The organism is Agrobacterium larrymoorei (assembly GCF_037722385.1).
GTDB lineage: Bacteria > Pseudomonadota > Alphaproteobacteria > Rhizobiales > Rhizobiaceae > Agrobacterium > Agrobacterium larrymoorei_C.
In genome coordinates this window covers 85,462-108,626 of the sequence record NZ_JBBKAQ010000019.1, presented here as the reverse complement: position 1 = coordinate 108,626, position 23,165 = coordinate 85,462, and the positions used below count along the sequence as shown (strand labels likewise).

Below are 23,165 nucleotides of genomic sequence, written 5' to 3'. Positions count from 1 at the left end.
TTGGCGCACTTGCCATAAAATGCAATTTCCTCCCTTGACCTTCCCATGATGGGAAGCCCTACATTGGTATTGTTTCACGTCGGAACTATTTTGAAATTCCGCCCGTCATAATCATGACAGTGACAGACCTCGAAAGGGGAGAGCGATGAACGAGATGGTCAGACCCGAACAATTGCAGGAGCCGTTGTCGATTCCCGTCGAAGGCATGACCTGTGCGTCCTGCGTTCGTCGCGTGGAGATGGCGGCGGCGAAGGTTCCGGGTGTTGTCTCCAGCTCCGTCAACTTTGCCACGAAGAAGCTGACGGTGGAGCCTGCAGAAGGCTTTTCTGCCAAGACTCTGGCGGCGGCGGTCAAGAAAATCGGCTATGAGATCGAGCCGACGCGAACCGAGTTTTCCGTCGATGGCGTGAAAGGTGAGGCGGACGCCTCACGGTTGAAGGGCGTGCTGGAGGCCATCGCGACGGTCGTCCATGCAAAGGTCGAGGCTGACGGCAAGGTCTTCGTCGAAGGCATGGGCGGCTTGCGCCAGCGCGAGATGGTCATCGAAACGGCGAAAGGCGCTGGTTTCCCACCTGCCGCGGCAAAGGCCATGCAGCATGACCACTCTGCTCATCATCAGCATGGCGCTCATGATCACAGCCACCATATGGATGACGAAGCGACGTTAAAGCGCGATGTGATCGTTGCGGCCGTGCTGACCGCGCCGCTCTTCGTGTTGGAGATGGGTGGGCATATCTATGCGCCGATGCACCACTGGTTGATGGGCGTGATCGATACCCAGAACCTTTACTACGTCTATTTCCTGTTGGCGACGGCGGTGATTTTTGGACCGGGACGGCGCTTCCTGAAGAGTGGCTTCCCCGCCCTTTTCCATGGGGCGCCGGAGATGAATTCGCTCGTGGCGCTCGGTGTCAGCGCGGCCTATCTCTATTCCCTGGTCACGACCTTCGCGCCGGGCGTGCTGCCGGAAAATGCACGGCACGTCTATTACGAAGCAGCCACCGTCATCGTCACGCTGATCCTCATTGGCCGGCTGCTCGAAGCCCACGCCAGCGGCCTGACCGGTGATGCAATCCGCAAACTCGCGAGCCTTCAGGCGAAGACCGCTCGTGTGGAGCGTGATGGTCAGGTTGTAGATGTCGCGTTGGAAGAGGTGAGGGCGGGAGACCTTGTCGTCATTCGGCCTGGCGAACGGCTAGCGGTCGATGGCGAGGTGATCGATGGTCATTCCTATGTGGATGAATCGATGATCTCCGGTGAGCCTGTTCCGGTCGAAAAAGGAGTGGGCGCGGGCGTCGTGGGAGGCACGATCAACAAGACCGGTGCGTTTAAGTATCGGGCGACGAAGGTCGGTGCGGATATGATGCTGTCGCAGATCATCAGGCTGGTGGAGCAGGCGCAAGGCTCGAAGCTTCCCATTCAGTTGATCGTGGACAGGGTCACTGCGCTGTTCGTTCCCGTTGTGATCGGGATCGCGCTGCTAACCTTTGTCATCTGGGCGGTTTTCGGTCCCGATCCCGCTTATACATTTGCACTCATCAACGCCGTGGCTGTCCTCATTATCGCTTGCCCCTGCGCCATGGGGCTTGCAACGCCAACCTCGATCATGGTCGGCACCGGGCGCGCGGCCGAACTCGGCGCACTCTTCCGCAAGGGCGAAGCGCTGCAGCAATTGCGCAGTGCGGAGATCGTCGTGGTCGATAAAACGGGCACGGTTACCAAAGGTCGGCCGGAACTGACCGACCTCATCGTGGCAGATGGCTTTGAAGAGAACGACGTGCTGCGTCTGGTCGCTGCCGTCGAAGCGCGCTCGGAGCATCCGATTGCGGAGGCCATCGTCCGTGCAGGACGGGAAGAACTGGTAACCACCGCAGAACTCGAACCCATCAATGTCCAGAGATTCAAAAGTATCACCGGCTACGGTATAAGGGCGGTGGTCGATGGCCGTACGGTAGATGTCGGCGCGGATCGCTATATGGAAAAGCTTGGCCTTTCCGTTGCACAGTTCGCCGGGGCATCCAAGCGCCTTGGTAGTCAGGGAAAAACGCCGATCTATGCCGCTATCGATGGCACGCTTGCGGCCATTATCGCTGTCGCCGATCCGTTGAAGCCGTCAAGCGTCGAGGCAATCAAGACACTTCGAGGCATGGGCGTCAACGTGGTGATGGTGACTGGTGACAATGAGGCGACGGCGCGTGCGGTCGCCGATGAAGTCGGCATCGACAAGGTCATTGCTGGCGTGCTGCCGGAAGGCAAGGTGCATGCAATCCATGACCTGCGCCAGGGCGGAAAGATCCTCGCCTTCATCGGTGACGGCATCAATGATGCGCCCGCGCTAGCCGAAGCCGATATTGGCATCGCCATCGGGACTGGCACCGATGTCGCCATCGAGAGCGCCGACGTAGTACTGGTCGGCGGCGATCTCATGGGCGCTGTCAATGCAATCGAAATGAGCCGCGCGACAATGCGCAACATTCGTCAGAATCTCTTCTGGGCCTTCGGCTACAATGTCGCGCTGATTCCGCTGGCCGCGGGCGCACTTTACCCCGCTTTCGGCATCACACTCTCACCAATGATCGGCGCAGGCGCGATGGCACTTTCCTCGGTTTTCGTCGTGGGTAACGCACTTCGTCTCAAGGCCACTCGCGTAACCGGCGCAAAGGAGACGTCATGAATATTGGCGAAGCCTCTCAGGCGTCCGGAGTATCTGCGAAGATGATCCGCTATTATGAACAGATCGGCCTGATCTCACCCGCAACGCGTGCCGATAACAATTACCGGCTTTATGGCGATCAAGAGGTTCATAATCTACGCTTCATCAAGCGTGCCCGCACGCTTGGCTTTTCGCTGGAGGAAACCGAAGCGCTGCTGAAACTCTGGCAGGACAAAGCGCGGGAAAGTGCTGCTGTCAAGGAGATCGCGCTCACTCACATCGCCGACCTGGAGCGCAAGATTAAGGACATGAGAGGAATGGTAAAAACGCTGTCGCACCTTGCCCACTGCTGCGGCGGCGACCACCGGCCGGACTGCCCGATCCTCGACGATCTCGCTGGAATCGAGCCATCAATGCCTGTTGCAAGAAAGGAAAAGCCATGACTGAGACTACATTCATCGTGCAGGACATGACCTGCGGCCACTGTGAAGAGACCGTCCGCAACGCCCTCAACGAGGCGCTACCGGGTGCTGAGGTTAGGATCGACCTGCCGTCGCACAAGGTTGTCGTCAATGGCGATGCCGATAGGGCGATTGCCGCGATCAAGGAGGTTGGATATACGCCAGAGCGAGCCGAATAATCGGCTTGCTCAGTAAGCAACTGCGCCTCTATGAGGCCGCCTTAAACCTCGTCGAAAGCGCCGCCTTCGCGTGATGGATTGCGGTCGATAACCCGCTCTTCCGCGTCGTCGGGAAGGGCCTCATCGCTTTCCTGATAAGGGTCGTCTTCCGTCTCGAGTTCATCTTCCTCAATTTCGTGTTCCAGCTCCTGCGGGATTTCTCCCTTGGCCGGAAGCTCCTCTACATCGAGGCCTGTAACGGCCTGATCCAGTGCATCTTCACTTTCCAGAAGCGGTTCGCGCGGGTCCATTGGATATCCTCCTCGGTGTGTGCCGTTTTGATTTAAGACTGTGTAGAAGCGATCAGGATTGCCGCCATGTAGATGACGAAGGCCAAGATGCCGATGCCGGCGATTGCCATCACGATGCCCTTGCCCGCTTTGCGCTTCTCGCCTTTGTTTTCATTCGGCTGCGTGGGGAAATGTACCGGATCGGTTTCTCTGATCTGTGTCATCTGATCGCCCTTTCTTCAAACTCACTCATTTGGGAAAGGCGTCAGGGGCGCAAAGGTTCCTACTTTACTGTTTCAGGCTCCAGATTGTCGCATGTGAGACGGTGCCTCCGAGAGCTTTCAGATGGGCCGCACGCACGGGTTTGAAGCTGGCGATGCGCTTTGTGCCGACATAACGTCCCCGATCGGCAAATACCTCGATCGAGCCATAGTCGACAAAGATGCGTAGGCGATAGGGGCGCGCGCCTTCGGACAGATAGCGCGGTGAGGGACCGTCCTTGCCGTCCTCGTGACGGATCCAGAGGCCCGTTTCGTCACAGACCACGCCGAGCCGCACATCCGGATGGTCAAGTTCGAGTTCAAAGGGCATGCCTGGCTTGCTGAGTTCGAATAGCAATTCGACAGCGCCGGTCGAGAGATCGACACGGTCGCCAGCCGCCAGCCGCGTACGGTCCAGAATGCGGTGGCGTAGGCTCTCTGCTGCGCCGATCGGCGGGGTCAGCAGCGCGCCGTTGGAAAAATGCAGCCGCCGTGGCAATGTCATCGACGTCGGGAAATCAATCTCAGGCGTTGCATCCGCCCAGTTCGCCAGCCAGCCTATGCCAACGATCGTGTCGCCATCGAGGAATGCCTGAAACGCATAGTTGTCGGTGCCAAAATCAAGCTCCTGGCCAAATTCCTTGACGAAATTCTTGCCATCGAACCAGCCTACATCCGCCATGGTGAGGTTCTTTCGGCCGGTAACCGGATCTTCCGAATGCATCAGACCATAAGTCAGCACCCAGCGAGTAGAGCGGGCATTGGCCGGTCCATCGAGCGGAAGCAGGCAGGGGCACTCGATTGCGGTTGTCTTGTAACGGGTTTCCACCCAAAGCTTGCCAACATAGGTCCAGCCGGAAGCGGCTGTCGGGTCCTGCGTTTCGTAAAGCAGGATGACACCGCCGCTGTCGCTTTGGCTGCCAAGCAGCATCTTCCAAAGCCCATCGGGGCCGCGCACCACATAGGGATCGCGAAAGTCCGGCGTCAGACCTTGCCCATCTGGACGATTGCCAAGCACGACTTGCGCTTGCCCCGCCATGATCAGATCAGAGGAGGTGGCAGTCAGCTGAATTTGCTGTTCGGGTACCCGGTCCTGCACCTGTTCGGTAAAAAACACGCGGATGCCCGTTCCTTCAACCAGCGGGATCGTGGAGCCGGAATAGGCTCCGCCACGCTTGTCCGGGCGCGTCGTCAAATCTTCCGACGGGAAAAGGAAGATCGGCAAATGACGCCAGCGCAGATAGTCCGACGATATCGCATGGCCCCAATGCATCGTGTTCCAACGAAGCCCGTGCGAGTAGTGCTGATAGAAGAGGTGCGGATGACCCTCGAAACGACCAAATCCGTTCGGGTCGTTCATCCAGCCGAAGGGGGGGCGGAAGTGATAGCTGTCGGGCAAATCCGGCGGGGCATTGTCGGGCTTGGTGTGGACGACAGTAATCCCGGTCTCCAGCACGTCGGATGCGATGAACCAGTAGATGACCGAGACAGCCGTCGTCATCGTGTCGTAGGTGATGTCAACGCGCCCGCCGCCAAACACGTGGTAGATGCGAAAACTGTATTCTTCCAGATTGGACGTGGAGACTTCGCCGAACTTGCCATTGGCGTTCGAAAACGACACTGCTCCTGAAACATCCGACTTCTTCGCCTTCAGCCAGACATGGAAAGTGGCGTTGACGGGAAGATCGGTGTGAATGGTACGGATGGCGCTTTCGCTCTCTGCCGGCGCAGCGATGTCGTTCATTCCACTATCCTTTCTTTGCAAACCAAGCTCAGAATAGGAATGAAAATGGCAGGTTAAAGTTCACCGGCAAAAACCCTGCCCCAGCTTCTCCATGTTGCAGCACCCGCCTCCTCGGCAGAGACGGATGCATGTCACACAGGCATGACGATATCGCTGTCCGTCACGATGGTTTCAGTTCACAATTACTTAGAGCCTCCCTGTTATGGTCAGCCAAGATCAAAACGGTTTGCTCATGTCTTCTACGCCCAGTTCAGCATCTTCCGCATCTATCAGTGCAGAATTGAAAGCCTTCAACGACTCGTATGCTGTCGTACGCTACACGCCGGAGGGCAAGCTTGTTTCTGCCAATGAGCGCTTTCTTCACCTGACCGGGTGCACATTGGACGAGTTGGTCGGGATGGAAGATGAGTTTCTCGTTTCGCTGATCGCGCAGAACGTTCTCAGCCCGCGCTTTTGGGCAAGACTGGAAAAGAGCGAGCCACAGCGGCAAACGGTTTCATGGTTTGACAAAGGCGGAAGAGAACTGTGGTTCCAGTCTCGCTATCTGCCTTTGCGGGATGAGGCGGGTCGGGTCTTCGAGGTGCTGCGGGTCGTTGACGATGTCACGGAGCGCTTGGCGCGAGAGGCTGACGAGCGCGGGCAGGTCGCCGCCATCAGTCGCGCGCATGCCGTCGTCCATTTCTCACTCGAAGGTCAAATCCTCGACGTCAACGAGCATTTTCTTGCCGCAACCGGCTACAGTTGGGTCGAGATGATAGGTCGGCACCACGCGCTGCTGGTGGATGAGCGAGATCGTTACAGCGACACCTATATTCAGTTCTGGAAGGCTCTGGGGCGCGGTGAGTATCGCTCCGGCGAGTATCGCCGCATTGGCAAAGGCGGGCGCGAAGTCTGGCTTCAAGCCAGTTACAATCCGATTTTTGATACGAGCGGTAAGCCGTTCAAGATCGTCAAATATGCCGTCGACATTACCCAGGACAAGCTGGCGCAGGTGGATTTTCGCGGTCGTATCGAGGCCATCAACAAGTCTCAGGCTGTAGCCGTCTTTAATCTGGACGGCACGATCGCGGAGGCTAACCCGCGTTTTCTTTCGATCTTTGGCTATACGCAATCGGAAGTCCTGAACAGACATCATTCCATGCTCATGGAGCGTTCTGAAGCCGAAGGGGCGGAGTATGAAGCTTTCTGGCGAAGACTGCGCGTCGGCGAATATCAATCCGGTCTCTTCCGGCGCTTGGGCCGCGATGGTCGGGAAATCTGGTTGCAGGCATCCTATAACCCGACGCTCGACTTGAACGGCGAGCCGGTCAAAATCGTCAAATACGCAACCGACGTCAGCTCCAACGTGGCGATGGCCGAAGCTTTCGAGGACGCGCGCCGACAGGCGCAGCACGATCCTGCGACCTCGTTGCCGAACCGTCTCAAACTGTCGGCTTTTCTCGATCGCTGCCTCGCCAGCCGCGACCCCAATCTCGTCCTTCTCTATCTCGATCTCGACCGCTTCAAGCCCATCAACGAAATCTTCGGTCATCATGTGGGCGATCTTGCGCTGGGCGAGGTGGCCGATCGCGTCCGGCGCAGTATTGATCCCGACCACATGGTGGCGCGCATCGGCGGGGACGAATTCGTCATCGCTTGCCCAGGCCTGCCAACACGCGAGATCGACGCCTATTGCAAGAAATTGATCGAGATTGTGAGTATGCCCTTCGTTTGGGAAGGCTTGCCGATTGCCGTCGGACTATCGATCGGCATCGCTCTTGCGCCGACCGATGGAAAGACGACGGACGATCTGCTGCGTGCAGCCGATGCCGCACTCTACAAGTCGAAGAAGAACGGCGGGGGACAATTCAGCTTCTATTCCGTCAGGATGAACGACAGGCTGGTGTCTCAGCAGAAACTTGCCGAAGACATGCGCAGCGGTCTACCGGCTCAAGCCTTTTTCCTTGAATATCAGCCACGTTTCGACACGCGATCTCGCACGGTAAGGAGCGTCGAGGCGCTGGTACGCTGGAATCACACGGAACTTGGTCGCATCGCGCCCGGCAATTTCATCACGCTTGCAGAGCGCAACGGCTTCATAATTCCGCTCGGAGAATGGATTCTTGAAACGGCCTGCCGGACTGCCGTCTCGTGGGATGGCATCGGCGTATCCGTCAACGTTTCCCCGGTGCAATTTCGCGATCCATCGCTGGTCAGCAAGGTGCGTCAGGTTCTGGAGCAGACGGGTCTTCCACCGGAATTGCTGGAGCTGGAAATCACCGAAGGTGTGCTGCTGGAAGATTCGGACCGCGCCATGGTCGTGCTGGGAGAGTTAAAGAAGCTCGGCGTGCAACTTGCTATGGACGATTTCGGCACCGGCTATTCGTCGCTGAGCTATTTGCGCCACTTCCCCTTCGATGTGATCAAGATCGACCGGAGCTTCATAACCGATCTCGACGCAACCGGAAGCGCTCGCTCCATCGTCCAGGCTATTTTGAACCTGGGTCGCGCGCTTGGCCTGAAGGTGACGGCGGAAGGTGTCGAAACCAATGAGCAGTTGCTGATCCTGACAGCGGATCGGTGTGAGGAAATTCAAGGTTTCCTGCTTGCGCCGCCATTGGCTGCGGCCAAGATCGACGAATTGCTTTGCGCTATGCCGGAATTGCGACGCAACACGGACAACCAATCGGCCGCTGGCTGATCGTTCTTACGTCTTGGTATCATCTTCAACACTGGCAAAGTCTGGCTCCAGACCCGATATAGGGATAAAAGGGAGCAAGCCTGTGATCCGTTTCGATAATTCCTACGCCCGCCTGCCGGAGCGCTTCAGCGCTGCCGTTCTTCCCACGCCTGTCAAAGCGCCTCAGCTCATCGCCTTCAACCGTCCATTGGCGGAAGAGCTTGGGCTCGATGTGGAAGGCACGGACGACGACCGGCTGGCTGCGATCTTCTCAGGCAATGCAGTCCCCAAGGGCGCCGAACCTTTGGCAATGGCTTATGCCGGACACCAGTTCGGCAATTTCGTGCCTCAACTCGGCGATGGCCGTGCCATCCTTTTGGGGGAGATCATTGACCGTCACGGCAAGCGGCGCGACATCCAGTTGAAAGGCTCTGGCCCAACCCGCTTCTCCCGAAGGGGCGACGGACGTGCTGCACTCGGGCCGGTCCTACGCGAGTATATCGTTTCGGAGGCGATGTTTGCGCTTGGCATTCCCGCGACCCGCGCCCTTGCGGCGGTAACGACCGGTGAGCGTGTGCAGCGCGAAACCGGCTTGCCGGGCGGAGTGTTCACCCGCGTCGCAGCCAGCCACATCCGCGTCGGCACGTTCCAGTTCTTCGCGGCGCGGGAAGATACGGAGGCTCTGAAGGCGCTGTCCGATTATGTCATCGACCGGCATTATCCAGAAGTCCGCCAAGCCGAAAAGCCTTACCTCGCCATGCTGCAGGTCATCGCCGAGAGGCAATGCGATCTGATCTGCCGCTGGCTGATGGTGGGCTTCATCCATGGGGTGATGAACACCGACAATGTGGCTGTGTCCGGCGAAACCATCGATTTTGGCCCTTGTGCCTTCATGGATGAATACCACCCGAACAAGGTGTTTTCTTCGATCGATGCGCAGGGCCGTTATGCCTATAACAACCAACCAGGCATTGCCCAGTGGAATATTGCAAGGCTTGCCGAATGCCTCATCCCGCTTCTGGATGAGGATCAGGACAAGGCCGTCGATCTGGCCAATGGCGTGCTGGCGAATTTTGCCAAGGCGTTTCCGAAACGCTGGATTACCGGCATGCGCGCCAAACTCGGCCTTCAGAGCGAAGCAGAGGGCGACGAGCAATTGGTGCAGGACCTTCTGGCACTGATGCAGCGGTCGGAAGTGGATTACACCCTGACCTTCCGTAGGCTCTGCGACGCGGCAAGCGGCGACACCGAGTCGTTCCGTGGCATGTTCATCGACCTCGCCGCCGCGGATGAGTGGCTTGCGCGCTGGAACACGCGCGCTGCGCAGGAAGGTCGTTCGGCCAAGCAACGCGCAGACGCCATGCGCGCGGTCAATCCGGCCGTCATCCCCCGCAATCATCGGATCGAGGAAGTCATTGCCGCCGCCGTCGAGGACAATGATTTCGAGCCGTTCCACGAGATGCTGAAGGCAACCGCCCGTCCTTTCGAGGAACTGCCGGAATTCTCGATCTACATGCAGGCGCCTATGGGCCATGAGAGAGTATTCAGAACCTTCTGTGGAACCTAGGCCTGCACGAGATAGTAGTTGCTTATCTGCAACCATATCTCAATGATTTCATATCGTTATTGTCGTTCCATCATTTGCCCCGTAATCCTTGTCTGAGAGAGATTTCGGGGTGACGTCTTATGAGCAGCAGGTTTCACGGCCTTTCGGCATTTCCGCTGACGCCAGCGGATGAGCACGGCCGCGTCGATGTGGAAGCGTTGTCTCGCCTGATCGAAAGGCTGGATGCGGCGGGCGTCGATTCCATCGGGCTTTTGGGCAGCACCGGCAGCTATGTCTACCTCAGCCGAGAAGAGCGCTTACGTGCCGTCCAAGCGGCGGTCGAATGCCTGAAGGGAAAGCGGACCCTGATCGTCGGGGCAGGGGCGCTCCGCACGGATGACGCTTTCGCTCTGGCTCAGGATGCGGAAAAGGCGGGCGCGGATGCGCTTTTGCTGGCACCCGTTTCCTATACGCCATTGACGCAGGAAGAGGCCTATCATCATTTTGCTGCAGTCGCCGGTTCCACCGCGCTGCCAGTTTGCATCTACAACAACCCGTCCACCACCCATTTCACCTTCGGGGAAGAGCTACTGGTTCGGCTCGCCTATATTCCGCATATCCTTTCGGTGAAGATGCCGCTGCCTTTGGACATGCAGTTCAAGGCGGAACTTGAGCGGCTACGCCCGCGCCTCGGCGAAGGTTTTGCCATAGGATACAGCGGCGACTGGGGCTGCGCCGACGCACTGCTTCAAGGGGCGGATAGCTGGTACAGCGTGATTGCCGGGCTTCTGCCGGTTCCGGCGCAGCGTCTATTCACGGCGGCTAAGGCCGGTGACAAGTCAGAGGTGCAGCGTTTGCAGACGTTCTTCGAACCGCTCTGGGCGCTCTTCAAAACATTCGGCAGCTACCGCGTGATCTATACAGCCGCAAATCTCCTGTCACTCACCCACCGCCAGCCACCGCTACCGATCATGCCGCTCGGCGTCAGCGATACGCAACGCGTAGAGGAAGCACTGGCGAAACTCGCAGAGTTGGACGCGCTGCCAGCAGCCACGCCATAATTCCGGCGTTTTGGAAGCCGCATTGCCGAGTAGTATTTGATCGAGAGCCTATTTGAGATGTTGAAGCCGTTTGTTCTTGCCGCTCTTGTTGCGAGCTTTGCCGTGCCCGCCTTTGCCGGAACGGGCCTTCTTGAGCCAAGCCTCAAGATGCCTGTGTCCAAGGTGCGTGTGAAAGGAGAGCCGGTCCGTGTCGCCATCACGCTGGATGCCTGCATGGGCAAAACCGACTTTCGCATTCTCAACACGTTGGTGCAGGAGAGGATCCCTGCCACCATTTTCGTTACGGCGCGTTGGCTGAAGCACAACAGCGACGCACTGGCGATCCTGATGGCTCATCCCGATCTCTTCGAACTGGAGAACCACGGCGAGAATCACATTCCGGCGGTCGATAAGCCGGTGTCGATCTATGGCATTGCAGCGGCCGGTTCTGAACAAGGCGTCGTTCAAGAGGTCGAGGGCGGCAGACAGGCGATCCTCGCGGCAACTGGCAGGCAGCCGCAATGGTTTCGCGGCGCTACGGCGAAATACACCAACACGTCGATGACGACGATCAATCAACTTGGCGAGCGTGTCGCCGGTTACTCCATCAATGGCGACGGCGGATCGCTGCTCGGAAGTGCGATGACGGCAAAGCATATTGCAGCGGCGAAAGATGGCGATGTGGTGATCTCCCACATCAACCAGCCAACGCATGAGGCAGGCGAGGGCGTCGTCAAAGGTCTTCTGGCATTAAAAGCACGCGGCGTGACCTTCGTGCGGTTGGATGATCCGGCCTTCAATCCGCCATCCAACTAACCAAATACGTTAGGCCGGAAGATTTGGTACGACCCTGCGCGACGGGAAGAGTTCGCGCGCAATCGTCATTCCGATCAGCGACAGCGGCAGGGCCAGCATCGCACCCGCAGCCCCCCACATCCACGTCCAGAAGATGATCGCAACGAAGACCAGGAACGGGTTGATCTCCATGTTCTTGCCGACGACCGCCGGAAAAACCAGATTTTCCATCAAGAGGTGGATGGTGAAGAAGACGATTGAGGGAAGGAGCGCGAGAAACAAATTGTCGTGCGTAATGATACCCGCAATCGCCAGCGCCAGCGTCATCGCAGTAATGCCGATGAACGGCACAAAGCTGGAAATGAAAGCAAACAGCCCCCAGAGAAACGGCATGGCGAGCCCGCCGAGAAATGCGATGATAACCATGGAAACGCCAAGTGCTGCATAGAGCAGCGAGGCGGTCGCGAAGTAGGAACCGAGAACGGTTTCGATAGATGCGATGGTGCGGATAGTTCTTAGGCGCTGATGACGTTGCGGGAAGGCCATGATGACCGCTTTGCGTAGTCGCAGGCGGCTGTAGAGAAAGAGCAGCAGTGCAGCGAAGAACATAAGGCCCTGAACGATGGCCGGCGTGAGGTTGGCACCCACCACCGATATGATCTCGCCGCTGCGCGAGATCAGCGATTCCATCGAGATATTGCCTAGGCTGAACGTTGCCGAGGAAATGTTGATCCATCGCCATCCCTGCAGATAGGGCAGGAAGCGGTCAAGCGTCCGTTCCAGCAACGCCGGACCTTCATTCGCAAGCGCCGACAAAGGCTCCACCAGGGAGTTGATGACGAGAAAAAGCACGAGCGCCACGGCTGAGGACAGAATAAGCGCGACAGCAAAACCCGGAATGCCGTAAGAACCAAGCTTTTCCGCAGCGACACCAAGGATCATGCCCACAACGATCGCCATGACGATGGGGATGAGGACGAGAGACAGCGCGTGGATGACGCTCATGAAAACGATGACAAAGAGACCGACCACCGACCACGCGACCGCGACGTCGAGCGCTTCGCGTCCAAGCGGCTGCTGGCTTCGTGCATCGTCCTGTGCCGTGGCAAGTGCGCTTTTAATGACAGGATCACGCGTCTGTTCGACAGGAAGCACTTCGGCTTTCTTCTTTTTTTTCCGGCTGAAAACGTGGTTGTTCATCTTTTTCCCGACCCCTCATAGTGACCTATAACTCACCGTGCGGATCGCAGTTCCAGAAGCGCTAAAATAAGAAAAAGGAGGCGCGATGAGCCTCCTTTTCAAGACGTTAGGCTGACAGCTTCAACCCGATACCCCATGGATCTTTGACGGCAATCCCATCACTCTGACGCTCGGTCGGAATTTCCAAGCGCTCTAGCGCGGAAAGCGCCTTTTCGAAGGTCACTTTCTCGTTAAATTTCAATGAGTAGCCTGACAGTCCTGTCATATTCTCTTTGCGCGCTTCAGCACCTCTGCTGTTCCAGATGTTGGCTGCAACATGGTGGTGATAAGCGCCGTAGCCAAAGAAGCTGGCGCCTGGGTAGCGCGCCATGATCTTCAGGCCAAGAACATCCTGATAGAAGGCATCCGCCTGCGGCAATGCGCCGACCTGTAGATGGATGTGGCCAATCGCGGTGCCGTCTGCGGCTTTCCTGAACGGGGTTTGGCTGGCGCTGTCATAGAGGGCCTGGAGATCGAGCCTCTTCGTCGCCATTTCCACCATTCCATCCGGCTGGTAATTCCACTCATCCGGCTGTCGGTCTCGATAGATCTCGATGCCGTTTCCTTCCGGATCGGACAGATAGATCGCCTCGCTGACGAGATGATCGGAGGCGCCTTCAAGCCTGAAATTGTTGTTCGCCACATGGGCAAGCCAGTCCGCCAGGGCCGTACGGCTCGGTAGCAGAAAGGCGGTGTGGAAGAGGCCCGCCGCCGTGGGTGGTGCCTTTTCTGCTTCGCTGGATGTGGTCAGCGTTAGAAGCGGCAGACCGTTGACGCCCAGAACCTCTCCGCTGGCGCTCTTCTCGATGACCGAGAGGCCGATGATATGCTGATAAAAGCGTGAGACCTGGCTAAGATCTTTCGCTACCAGATGCGCCTGTCCCACATAGCCAGGACGTGTGAACGCAAACTGCTTTTCGGTGGTCATTGGAATTGTCTCCATTTTGTCCGTTCGTTGGCGAACCTGTTGACGTCAATATGGAGATGGTCGGTCGTTCGGAGAAGCTCACCATTCGGCGATAAACTGTCTAATAATCGTTGACGGTCAAGCTTGCGAATTGACGTCCGTTATGGCGCGCCTCTCGGAGGAGGACTATAATCATTGGCAGGAAGCCTTAGAATTTTTTCAAAGGAAGGGAGCAAGCGATGTACAGAAAAATTCTGGTACCGGTGGATCTCAGCAACGCCGACAAGGCGGAACGTGCGGTAAAAAAGGCAGAGGCGCTTCTCGATCAAGGCGGGCAGATCATGTTGATGAACGTGGTTGAAGATCTGCCCGGTTATCTGGCCATCGATGTGCCGATGGATATCATCGAAAACGCGGTGAAAGACGCCAAGAACCAGCTCGCTATCTTGAAAGAGGCGTCTCCTCATATCTTTTCCACGGAAATTCGAAGCGGTGCTCCAGCGCGGGAAATTCTGGCGTTCGCGGAAGAGATCGGCGTGGATCTCATCATCATCTCGTCGCATACGCCGGATTTCACCAACTACTTCATCGGCTCCACCGCAGATCGCGTTGTGCGCCATGCCCGGTGCTCGGTGCTGGTGGATCGGTAAACCCGTCTCCGGTTTTGCGACAGACGGGAATGGAAAGTGAAGTCTGACCGTCTCCGTCGTCTTGTTCCCGTCTCATATTGGCGTCATTATGAGCGGACGACAGACGGGAATACGAAATGAGTGAGCTTTGGCCCTTTGGCCGCCGGTACGACCTTCATGAAATTGTGGCCGATGGCATCGTCCATGGCGTCGGCATTGCCTTTGCTCTCGTAGGAGCGACCGCGCTCATCTTTTATGTCACCCTGTGGGGTAGCCTCAGCGCCATTGCGGCTGCTTGGATTTATGCCCTCGGCCTTATTCTCTGCCTATCCATTTCCTTCACTTATAATATCTGGCCGCATTCACGGGCAAAATGGCTGCTGCGCCGGCTCGACCATTCGGCGATTTTCATCTTGATCGCGGCTACTTACACGCCCTTTCTTCAGCGTGGCATCGAGGATCCTCTGATTGCGCTGACGCTTGCCGGGATCTGGATAGCGGCTCTTGCAGGCATTTTCCTTAAATGCTTTTATCCAGGTCGGTATGACCGGCTGGCGATCCTGCTTTATCTCGGTATGGGCTGGAGCGGCGTTATGGTCGCAGGGCCTCTGTCGAACCATCTTGCGCCGATCACCATGTGGTTGATCGTCATCGGCGGCATGATCTATTCGATGGGTGTGATCTTCCACGTATGGGAGCGGCTGCGGTTCCAGAATGCCATCTGGCACGGCTTCGTCGTGGTTGCGGCAGCCGTCCACTACACCGCCGTGATGACGAGCTTTAGCCTCCCGCCAGCAATCGGTTCCTGATCCGAATCTATTTCTCGATCCTCTGAAAATCGCTTCACACTCTCTGCCTTGATCCCTATGGTCGGGGCAGACACTGATACGAAGCGGAAATCGAGAATGAGCATTCACCTGCGCGACGCCACAGTCGAAGACCTGACCGGCATCATGGAAATTTACAATGATGCCGTCGAGAACACGACCGCCATCTGGAACGAAATTCTGGTGGACCTCGATAACCGCAAAGACTGGTTCAAGCTGCGCAAGGAGCGCGGCTTTCCGGTCATCGTCGCGATCAAGGACGGCGCAGTCGTGGGCTACGCATCGTTCGGGGACTGGCGCGCCTTTGACGGTTATCGCCACACGCGCGAACATTCGGTCTATGTGCACAAGGATGCGCGCGGACACGGCATTGGCAGGTTGCTGATGTTGTCGTTGATCGAACATGCTAAAGCCGCGGGTGTGCATGTGCTGATCGGGGCGATCGAGTCGGAAAACGTCGCTTCAATTCGTCTTCATGAGAAGCTTGGCTTCCGCATCGCAGGCCAATATTCGGAGGTCGGCAAGAAGTTCGGCAGGTGGCTGGACCTGACCACGATGGAACTTAGAGTTCCGTCATAAGCGGCTAAAGCGCCGCGCGTCTTATTGGACGCACAAAGGACGCTTTATTTTTTGAACCTACGCATCGTGCTTTCCGAAAATCGAGTCCGATTTTCGTGCCGATGCTGTAGAACTGAAACTGCCGCGATAGGCGGCAGGCGTGGTAGAAAACTGCTGGCGGAAGTGATGGCGCAGATTGGCGGCGGACCCAAGCCCGCAGCCCTCAGCGATTTCTTCGACCGTGAGCGCCGATGCTTCCAGCAAGTCCTTAGCCTTTGAAAGCCGCTGCAGCAACAGCCACTTTGCCGGCGTGGTGCCCGTGGCTGCCTCAAAACGCCGCAACAGCGTCCGCGCACTCATGCCTGCCATATCCGCCAGTTGCGCGACCGTGTACGTCTTGATGAGATTGGATTGCATGGCGTCGAGTAGCGGCCCGAGCCTTGCCTTTTCATGCGGCTCCGGCACGGCCTTGTCGATAAATTGTGCCTGTCCACCGTCGCGATGTGGCGGCACCACGAGCCGGCGTGCCACCATATTGGCCGCTCTGGTATCGTAATCGCGGCGGACCAGATGCAGGCAGAGATCGATGCCCGCAGCACTTCCGGCAGACGTCAGCACACTGCCTTCATCGACATAAAGCACATCCGGCAAAACGGTGATGGCCGGATAACGCTCCTTCAAAGCTTCGGTGTAGCGCCAATGGGTGGTCGCGCGTTTACCGTCGAGCAACCCGCTTGCCGCCAGAACAAAGGCACCGGAACAGATGGAAAGCAGCCTCGCGCCATTCGCATGCGCCCTCCGTAAAGCCACACATAGTGCATCCGGTACGGGCGCATCTCGTCCGCGCCACCCAGGCACGATGATGGTCCCAGCCTGTTCGATAAGCTCCAGGCCTCCATCGGCTACGAAGCGGACGCCACCAGCCGCGCGCATCTCGCCCTCATCCACGGCCGCCACCGAAAAGCGATACCATTCCTCTCCCATCTCGGGGCGAGCAAGACCAAAGACTTCCACGGCAACGCCGAATTCGAATGTGCAGAGCCCGTCATAGGCAAGCGCCACGACAAGACGGTTAGGGCTACTGATATGCTGCGAATGGTTTGTCATGATCTTTACGATATATGGCAATCCCGCCATCTGCCAAGGCGGAAAATCCTGATCTAAATTCGGCGCACTTGATCAGAAGGAGACAAACCTTGAGCTACATCACTGAAATACCTGCGGCCCCGGCTGAGATCGTTATCGACCATTTCTCCAAGCGCCTTTCGGTTGAGACCGATTGTTGGGATGTGTTTTCATCAATGGAGAAGGGGAAGCAGGACTTCGTGCTTTTGCATGTCGTCGGCGCGCCGGAGGTGTTCGCAAAGCGCCACGTGCCGGGCGCCATCCATCTTCGCCATGCCGATATGACGGAAGAGCGCATGCAGGCGTGGCCGAAGGATACGCTCTTCGTTGTCTACTGTGCCGGTCCGCATTGTAACGGCGCGGATAGGGCGGCTTTGAACCTTGCTCGACTGGGACGAAAGGTGAAGATCATGATCGGCGGCATGACCGGCTGGGCGGATGAAGGCTTTGCCTTCGCGACCAACTGAAACAAGAGGGCTGCATTGACGGCAGCCCTTACTTCTCTCTTACGCCGCAGACGCTCTTTCCGAATCGTCGAGGACTGGTCCAATAGAAGCCAGCAATTCGGCATCCTCACCGATGCCGGCATTGGGCGTGGTCAACAGCGTATCGCCATAGAAGATCGAGTTCGCGCCCGCCATCAGGCACAGAATCTGCGCCTCCCGCGTCAGGCTGGAGCGACCAGCCGACAAGCGCACGGTGGATTGCGGCATGACCAGCCGCGCGGTTGCCACCATGCGGACCAGTTCCAGCGGGTCGATCTGCCCCCGCTCGGCAAGCGGTGTGCCTTCGACCGGGACCAGCGCATTGATTGGCACACTCTCCGGGTGAGGCGCGAAGCCCGCCAGAACCTGCAGCATCGCCGCGCGATCGCGAATGCTTTCGCCCATGCCAATAATGCCGCCGCTGCACAGTTCGATGCCTGCAGCCCGAACAGTGGAAAGCGTCTCCAGCCGATCCTGATAGGTGCGGGTGGTAATGATGCGGCTGTAGAATTCCGGGCTGGTATCGAGATTGTGGTTGTAGGCGGTCAAGCCCGCTTGGGCCAGGCGCTCTGCTTGATGCGGTTTCAGCATGCCGAGCGTGACGCAGGCTTCCATATCGAGGCGGCGCACGCCTTCCACCATCTCGATGACCGCGTCGAACTCCTTGCCGTCGCGAACTTGGCGCCAGGCAGCGCCCATGCAGAAGCGCTCGGCACCTGCAGCCTTCGCCGTCTGAGCCATCGCCAGTACCTTGCCAGGATCCATCAGCAGGTCGCGGGTCAGATCAACCTCGCGATGATGAGCCGATTGCGGGCAATAGGCGCAATTTTCCGGACAGCCACCGGTCTTGATCGACAGGAGGCTCGCTTTCTGCACTCGGTTCGGGTCGTGATACTGTCGGTGGACCGCGTTAGCGCGGCCCACGAGTTCGAGAAGTGGAAGCCGATAGAGCGCGGCAATCTCGTCGACGCTCCAGTCATGTCGGATCACGCCATCCTCTGTCATAAGCTCAGTCATTATCGGCCTGCTCAGATGCTTTGCCCTTGGGAAGAACCATTGAAGCAGCCGCCACGACGCCGATCTTGACGAGGTCGCCGAGGATGAAGGGCGCGATGCCGACCGACAGCACCTTTGCGGCAGGAACGAAGGCTAGCAGCCCTGCCATGCCGAAGGCATAAACCACGACAAGTCCCGCCAGCATGGCGAACACACGGCGCAATAGCGTCGCGCTCTGACTCATCCATCCAACCAACCCGGATGCAACGAGAAAGCCGGCAAGATAGCCGCCAGTCGGCCCCATCATATAGGCAAGACCGACACCGCGCTCGGGGGAACCGGAAAATACCGGCAGTCCTGCAGCGCCCGCAGCCAGATAGGCAATGAAGATCGCGCATGCCATGCGCGGCCCAAGTGTCACGGCAAAGCCCATGACTGCCATCGTATGAAGCGTCATCGGCACCGGCCAAAAGGGAACCTGCGTCTTCGCTGCAAGCGTCATTAGCGCCACGCCAACAACAATCACCAGTGCTTGGCGAGGCAGAGTGCGGTTTGTAGGCAAGGAGGAAGATATATCAGCTTTGATCATGATACTCTCAAATTATAGATAATTTTTCGATGAAGAAGAGCTTATCGAGAGTCCGCAGAGAGTCAAGGCGCAAAAAATCGCATGGAAAAACATGATTATCTATAAAATATAATGACACACGAGATGCAAGTGTCCGACCGGAGGAAGAACGTCCGATCAGGAGGCATGGCAAATAGGGCAGGGGAAAGCTTGAAAACAGGAAGAGTGCAGCGTCGACGCGAATGCGTTTCGGGCAGTGTGCGTAACAGCTCTGCAAATTTCGTTGAGAGACGCCGTCCAATATTTTTTTTGATCAAGGGACGCAGCGCCCTTGAGCAGCATGGGCGACAGGAGTGCGCCTCTTCGAAGGGATCCTTGAGTGTCCGAAGGCTGGACATCCCCGACAAAGAAGTAAAGGCCAGCGCTCGCACGCCGGCCCTGACTATTATTCTTTAGGCCTGTGGCTCGAACACCATCGAATGGCCGTTGATGCAATAACGCAGGCCCGTTGGTGGAGGGCCGTCAGGAAAGACGTGGCCCAGATGACCGCCGCAATTGGCGCAGCGGATCTCCGTGCGCACCATGCCGTGGCTCACATCGCGATGCTCGGTGACCGCATCCGGTTTCACCGGTTCGAAATAGCTCGGCCAGCCGCAACCAGCGTCAAATTTCGTGTCGGAAATGAAAAGCGGCTCGTCACAGGCGGCGCAGCGATAAAGACCCTTTTCCGTGCTGTTCCAGTATGGGCCTGTAAAGGCGCGCTCGGTTCCGTGCTCGCGCAGGATTCGATATTGTTCAGGCGTCAGCTGTTCGCGCCATTCGGCATCAGTCTTGGTGATTCTCGGAGATTTGAGATCGCTCATCAGAGGCCCCTTTCTGTTGTCACTGATATAGTATTCCGGTTCTCCTAATAAAAGAGGGGACAAATCGGCGTGTACTCAAACCATTTCGCCGCTCAAAGGGTTGAGGGGGTTCAACGTTTCCCGTACGCAGTGATCGCTGATGGAGCCCGCAGGGGGCTCGAAAAGGAGGCCAGATGGCATTCAATGTCACGTCGCTGACATTCATCGCGCTCTTTTTGCCGTTTTTCGCGGCGCTGATCGCTCCGCTGCTCATGCGACGGATCGGGTCGAAGGCTGCCTGGTTGCTGGCGCTCATCCCCGCTTTTGCCTTTCTCCACTTCCTCGGTTTCGTGCCGGAGATCGCCGCCGGCGAAGTGGTAACCGGCGGCTACGTGTGGGTGCCGAGTTTCAACCTCAGCTTCTCCTGGTTCATTGACGGCCTGTCGCTGACCTTTGCATTGCTCATCACCGGCATCGGCACTTTGATCATACTCTATGCTGGCGGATACATGGCCGGGCACCCGCAGCAAGGCCGCTTCCTCGCCTTCCTATTTTTGTTCATGGGAGCCATGCTTGGCGTCGTCGTCTCTGACAGCCTGATGATGCTGTTTGTCTACTGGGAATTGACGTCCATTACCTCATTCCTGCTGATCGGCTTCGACCATGAAAGAGAGGCCTCCCGCCGGGCGGCACTTCAGGCGCTGGTCGTTACCGGCGGTGGCGGTTTGGCGCTTCTTGCCGGCATTATCTTCATCTGGAACATGAGCGGCACGACGCAGCTTTCGATGTTGGTCCATGGCGGCGATGTGCTGCGACAAAGCCCATTCTACTTTGCCGCACTGCTGTTGGTTCTTGGCGGGGCCTTCACGAAGTCCGCGCAATTTCCCTTTCACTTCTGGCTGCCCAACGCCATGGAGGCACCCACACCGGTGTCTGCCTATCTGCATTCTGCCACCATGGTAAAGGCGGGCGTTTATCTTTTGATGCGTCTCAACCCAGTTCTCGGCGATACCGCGGCTTGGGAAATTCTGCTGCCCTTCTTCGGCGGTCTGACGATGCTGACCGGGGCGCTCATGGCCGTTCGGCAAACCGACCTAAAGCTGATGCTCGCCTATACGACCGTGTCGTCGCTTGGCCTTCTGGTGATGCTGATCGGTTTCGGATCGGAGCATGCGCTCGAAGCGGCGGTGCTTTACCTCGTAGCGCATTCGCTGTTTAAGGGCGCGCTTTTCATGGTCGCCGGCATTATCGATCATGAGACGGGAACGCGCGATTTGCGCCAACTCTCAGGCTTGAGAAAGGCCATGCCGATCACTTTCGTCGCAGCCTTTGCCGCCGCGCTTTCCATGGCCGGACTGCCGCCCTTTGTCGGCTTTCTGGCGAAGGAAGAGATCTATTATGCGCTGGCTCACGCCAATCCAAGGGCGATCCTCTTTACCGGCGTCGCCATCATCGGCAATGCGCTGATGCTGGCCATTGCCTTGGCCGTGGGACTAAAGCCATTCGTCGGTCTGCAATTGAAAACACCGAAAGAAGCACATGAGGGGCCGGCGCTTTTGTGGCTAGGGCCGGCAGTGCTCGCACTTCTCGGTCTTATGGCTGCCATGCTGTCGAGTGCCTTTCACACCGCGATCTCGACGCCTATGGCGAGTGCCATCGCTGGCGAGCCGCGGGGGGTGGACATATCGCTCGTGCCCCATATCGGCGTGCCATTGGCGCTTTCACTCTTTACGGTCGGTCTCGGCATTGCCATCTTCACGATGCTAGGAACTGCGCGTGCTTTGATGGACCGGACGTTCGAGGCTATGGGCCCCGGGCCAGATAAAGGCTTTGACGCCTTCATTTCCGGACTTGTTCGTTTCTCCTTCGGCTTGACGCGCGTGCTCCAACCGGGCCGTCTGGAATTCTACGTCACCGCCACGTGCGTCATGATCGCCGCGGCACTTCTGGTCCCGCTTTTTGCATATGACGAGTTGCCGGTGATGCCCATATGGCCCCACCATGCGCAAATCCAGGAAGTGACGTTTGTTGCGATAGCAGTGATCGGCCTCGTGGCAGTTCTCATGGCGTCCAGTCGACTGACGGCAATCATTGCGCTTGGCATTCAAGGCTTTGCCGTCGCCGTTCTCTTCTTGCTGTTTGGCGCGCCGGATCTCTCTTTTACCCAGTTCATGGTGGAGACGCTCTCGGTGGTGATCCTGACACTTGTCATGACGCGGCTGCGTCTTTCCCCCTCCGATCATCGCGGGCTCGGTCAAAAGATTCTCGATGGAATGATCGCAATTGCCTGCGGCACTGGCTTTGCGTTGATGTTGTTGAAATCGACCGAGCAGCCCTTCGACAACAGCCTGACGACCTTCTTCAACGCCTATTCCAAAATTATCGCCCACGGCAATAACGTCGTGAATGTCATCATCGTCGACTTTCGAGGAACGGATACGCTCGGCGAAATCGCCGTGGTGATGATCACCGCACTTGCCGTGTTGGCGCTGATCCGCATTCGATCGGCAACGCCAGTGCGCCCCCGGGATAACAATCCTGATGACGATTATGAACGCGTCGGGAGGGGCAGGGCATGAATACGCTGATCTTCAGAACCGCAGCGCCGGTCATCACCAGCCTGATGACGCTGTTTTCCATTTTTGTGCTGTTACGCGGTCATAACGAACCGGGCGGCGGCTTCATCGGTGGGCTGATTGCCGTCGCCGCGCTCGCCATTTATGGTATCGCCTACGGCGTCCAAGCCGTGCGGCGCGCGATTATCTTTCATCCGCTTTCAATCGCCGGCTTCGGCCTGCTGATCGCAACACTGTCCGGTATACTATCGATTGCGGTCGGCGTCCCCTTCATGACGGGTCTTTGGATATATCCGAGCCTCTTCGGCGTCGAAGTGCCACTGGCGACCGTCATCTCCTTTGACATCGGCGTTTATCTTGTCGTTGTCGGCGGCTTCACATCCATCGCGCTTGCGCTGGAAGAAAGGGATCGCGACTGATGGAAGCAATCTTCTCAATCCTTGTCGGCATCTTTTTCTCGACTGCAATCTATCTCATCTTGTCGCGCCACAGTGTGCGGCTTCTGCTTGGCATCGCGATCCTCGGCAACGCCGTCAATCTCCTGCTTTTCACCGCGGGGCGCCTGCATCGTGAGGTCCCGCCCATTATTCCTACGGGCCTCGACGTATTGCCCGCAGACACAGCCAATCCACTGCCTCAAGCGCTCATCCTGACGGCGATCGTCATCTCCTTCTGCTTCTTCTGTTTTCTGCTGGTTCTGGTCTGGCGGGCATTCCAGGAGTTGAAGACGGACGACACGGACGAGATGCGTGCGGCCGAGCCGAAAACCGAGCCGCTTCCGCCGGTGGGGTACTGATGTTCATGCAA

At 57.6% G+C, this 23,165-nt stretch carries 23 protein-coding genes; 14 read left to right on the top strand and 9 right to left on the bottom strand.

Annotation, left to right across the window (positions count from 1 at the left end; all coding sequences use genetic code 11):
• Window positions 1–145 precede the first annotated feature (145 nt).
• From WKI41_RS18505 to WKI41_RS18495, 3 genes are read left to right on the top strand one after another with little or no spacing between them, the layout of a single operon-like run.
• The gene (locus tag WKI41_RS18505; RefSeq protein ID WP_340194939.1) at window positions 146–2,674 is read left to right on the top strand and encodes a heavy metal translocating P-type ATPase; all 2,529 of its coding nucleotides are present in this window, start codon (window positions 146–148) and stop codon (window positions 2,672–2,674) included.
• A complete protein-coding gene (gene cueR / locus WKI41_RS18500; RefSeq protein WP_340194938.1) occupies window positions 2,671–3,096 on the top strand; it encodes a Cu(I)-responsive transcriptional regulator in 426 nt (141 codons plus the stop codon). The genes WKI41_RS18505 and cueR overlap by 4 nt, the downstream gene beginning before the upstream one ends.
• Window positions 3,093–3,293, top strand: a complete 201-nt coding sequence (locus WKI41_RS18495; RefSeq protein ID WP_340194937.1) for a heavy-metal-associated domain-containing protein — start codon at window positions 3,093–3,095, stop codon at window positions 3,291–3,293. Before cueR ends, WKI41_RS18495 begins: the two co-directional genes overlap by 4 nt.
• 41 nt (window positions 3,294–3,334) lie before the next feature.
• Here the strand turns inward: WKI41_RS18495 and WKI41_RS18490 are convergent, their stop codons facing one another.
• From WKI41_RS18490 to WKI41_RS18480, 3 genes are all read right to left on the bottom strand, one after another.
• Window positions 3,335–3,583: a hypothetical protein gene (locus WKI41_RS18490; RefSeq protein WP_340194936.1), complete on the bottom strand. Its 249-nt coding sequence runs from the start codon at window positions 3,581–3,583 to the stop codon at window positions 3,335–3,337.
• Between the two features lie 32 nt (window positions 3,584–3,615).
• Window positions 3,616–3,786: a hypothetical protein gene (locus tag WKI41_RS18485; RefSeq protein ID WP_340194935.1), complete on the bottom strand. Its 171-nt coding sequence runs from the start codon at window positions 3,784–3,786 to the stop codon at window positions 3,616–3,618.
• 64 nt (window positions 3,787–3,850) lie between these two features.
• Window positions 3,851–5,566, bottom strand: coding sequence for a GH32 C-terminal domain-containing protein (locus WKI41_RS18480; RefSeq protein WP_340194934.1), 1,716 nt, complete (start codon window positions 5,564–5,566; stop codon window positions 3,851–3,853).
• Window positions 5,567–5,798: 232 nt separating this feature from the next.
• Here WKI41_RS18480 and WKI41_RS18475 point away from each other — a divergent pair, with 232 nt between their 5' ends.
• The 4 genes from WKI41_RS18475 (at window position 5,799) to WKI41_RS18460 (ending at window position 11,627) form a co-directional block, all read left to right on the top strand.
• Window positions 5,799–8,246, top strand: a complete 2,448-nt coding sequence (locus tag WKI41_RS18475) for an EAL domain-containing protein (protein ID WP_340194933.1) — start codon at window positions 5,799–5,801, stop codon at window positions 8,244–8,246.
• An 85-nt stretch (window positions 8,247–8,331) separates the two neighbouring features.
• A complete protein-coding gene (locus tag WKI41_RS18470; protein WP_340195025.1) occupies window positions 8,332–9,792 on the top strand; it encodes a protein adenylyltransferase SelO in 1,461 nt (486 codons plus the stop codon).
• 119 nt (window positions 9,793–9,911) lie between these two features.
• Window positions 9,912–10,832, top strand: coding sequence for a dihydrodipicolinate synthase family protein (locus WKI41_RS18465; RefSeq protein WP_340194932.1), 921 nt, complete (start codon window positions 9,912–9,914; stop codon window positions 10,830–10,832).
• A 57-nt stretch (window positions 10,833–10,889) separates the two neighbouring features.
• On the top strand, window positions 10,890–11,627 hold the full coding sequence (locus WKI41_RS18460; protein ID WP_340194931.1) for a polysaccharide deacetylase family protein: 738 nt from the start codon (window positions 10,890–10,892) through the stop codon (window positions 11,625–11,627).
• A gap of 9 nt (window positions 11,628–11,636) precedes the next feature.
• On the opposite strand, the gene WKI41_RS18455 is transcribed toward WKI41_RS18460, so the two are convergent.
• Together WKI41_RS18455 and WKI41_RS18450 are read right to left on the bottom strand one after the other, a co-directional pair.
• Window positions 11,637–12,806: an AI-2E family transporter gene (locus WKI41_RS18455; protein ID WP_340194930.1), complete on the bottom strand. Its 1,170-nt coding sequence runs from the start codon at window positions 12,804–12,806 to the stop codon at window positions 11,637–11,639.
• Between the two features lie 106 nt (window positions 12,807–12,912).
• Window positions 12,913–13,773 (bottom strand): VOC family protein, encoded by an 861-nt coding sequence (locus WKI41_RS18450; RefSeq protein ID WP_340194929.1) that lies wholly within the window; start codon window positions 13,771–13,773, stop codon window positions 12,913–12,915.
• A 218-nt stretch (window positions 13,774–13,991) separates the two neighbouring features.
• Between WKI41_RS18450 and WKI41_RS18445 the strand changes: the two genes are divergently transcribed.
• The 3 genes from WKI41_RS18445 to WKI41_RS18435 all read left to right on the top strand — a co-directional run bounded on the left by WKI41_RS18445 (window position 13,992) and on the right by WKI41_RS18435 (window position 15,787).
• Window positions 13,992–14,402: a universal stress protein gene (locus WKI41_RS18445; protein WP_340194928.1), complete on the top strand. Its 411-nt coding sequence runs from the start codon at window positions 13,992–13,994 to the stop codon at window positions 14,400–14,402.
• 116 nt (window positions 14,403–14,518) lie between these two features.
• Window positions 14,519–15,190 (top strand): PAQR family membrane homeostasis protein TrhA, encoded by a 672-nt coding sequence (gene trhA / locus WKI41_RS18440; RefSeq protein WP_340194927.1) that lies wholly within the window; start codon window positions 14,519–14,521, stop codon window positions 15,188–15,190.
• 96 nt (window positions 15,191–15,286) lie between these two features.
• Window positions 15,287–15,787: a GNAT family N-acetyltransferase gene (locus WKI41_RS18435; RefSeq protein WP_340194926.1), complete on the top strand. Its 501-nt coding sequence runs from the start codon at window positions 15,287–15,289 to the stop codon at window positions 15,785–15,787.
• A 57-nt stretch (window positions 15,788–15,844) separates the two neighbouring features.
• On the opposite strand, the gene ftrA is transcribed toward WKI41_RS18435, so the two are convergent.
• A complete protein-coding gene (ftrA, locus tag WKI41_RS18430; protein ID WP_340194925.1) occupies window positions 15,845–16,873 on the bottom strand; it encodes a transcriptional regulator FtrA in 1,029 nt (342 codons plus the stop codon).
• Between the two features lie 89 nt (window positions 16,874–16,962).
• Between ftrA and WKI41_RS18425 the strand changes: the two genes are divergently transcribed.
• A complete protein-coding gene (locus WKI41_RS18425) occupies window positions 16,963–17,358 on the top strand; it encodes a rhodanese-like domain-containing protein (RefSeq protein ID WP_340194924.1) in 396 nt (131 codons plus the stop codon).
• 39 nt (window positions 17,359–17,397) lie between these two features.
• Here WKI41_RS18425 and bioB read toward each other — a convergent pair whose 3' ends face one another.
• The 3 genes from bioB to msrB all read right to left on the bottom strand — a co-directional run bounded on the left by bioB (window position 17,398) and on the right by msrB (window position 19,803).
• Window positions 17,398–18,393 (bottom strand): biotin synthase BioB, encoded by a 996-nt coding sequence (bioB, locus tag WKI41_RS18420; protein WP_340194923.1) that lies wholly within the window; start codon window positions 18,391–18,393, stop codon window positions 17,398–17,400.
• The gene (locus WKI41_RS18415; protein ID WP_340194922.1) at window positions 18,386–18,961 is read right to left on the bottom strand and encodes a biotin transporter BioY; all 576 of its coding nucleotides are present in this window, start codon (window positions 18,959–18,961) and stop codon (window positions 18,386–18,388) included. Before WKI41_RS18415 ends, bioB begins: the two co-directional genes overlap by 8 nt.
• 431 nt (window positions 18,962–19,392) lie before the next feature.
• Complete coding sequence (msrB, locus tag WKI41_RS18410; RefSeq protein WP_340194921.1) at window positions 19,393–19,803, bottom strand: peptide-methionine (R)-S-oxide reductase MsrB; 411 nt, start codon at window positions 19,801–19,803, stop codon at window positions 19,393–19,395.
• 173 nt (window positions 19,804–19,976) lie between these two features.
• Here msrB and WKI41_RS18405 point away from each other — a divergent pair, with 173 nt between their 5' ends.
• The 3 genes from WKI41_RS18405 to WKI41_RS18395 are packed head-to-tail and all read left to right on the top strand — an operon-like array spanning window position 19,977 to window position 23,154.
• Window positions 19,977–22,361 carry a putative monovalent cation/H+ antiporter subunit A gene (locus WKI41_RS18405; protein ID WP_340194920.1) on the top strand — a complete coding sequence of 795 codons (2,385 nt, stop codon included), beginning with the start codon at window positions 19,977–19,979 and terminating at the stop codon, window positions 22,359–22,361.
• Entirely contained in the window at window positions 22,358–22,777 is a 420-nt protein-coding gene (locus WKI41_RS18400; protein ID WP_340194919.1) for a Na(+)/H(+) antiporter subunit B, read from the top strand. The genes WKI41_RS18405 and WKI41_RS18400 overlap by 4 nt, the downstream gene beginning before the upstream one ends.
• Window positions 22,777–23,154, top strand: a complete 378-nt coding sequence (locus WKI41_RS18395; RefSeq protein WP_340194918.1) for a Na+/H+ antiporter subunit C — start codon at window positions 22,777–22,779, stop codon at window positions 23,152–23,154. Before WKI41_RS18400 ends, WKI41_RS18395 begins: the two co-directional genes overlap by 1 nt.
• Window positions 23,155–23,165: the final 11 nt, after the last annotated feature.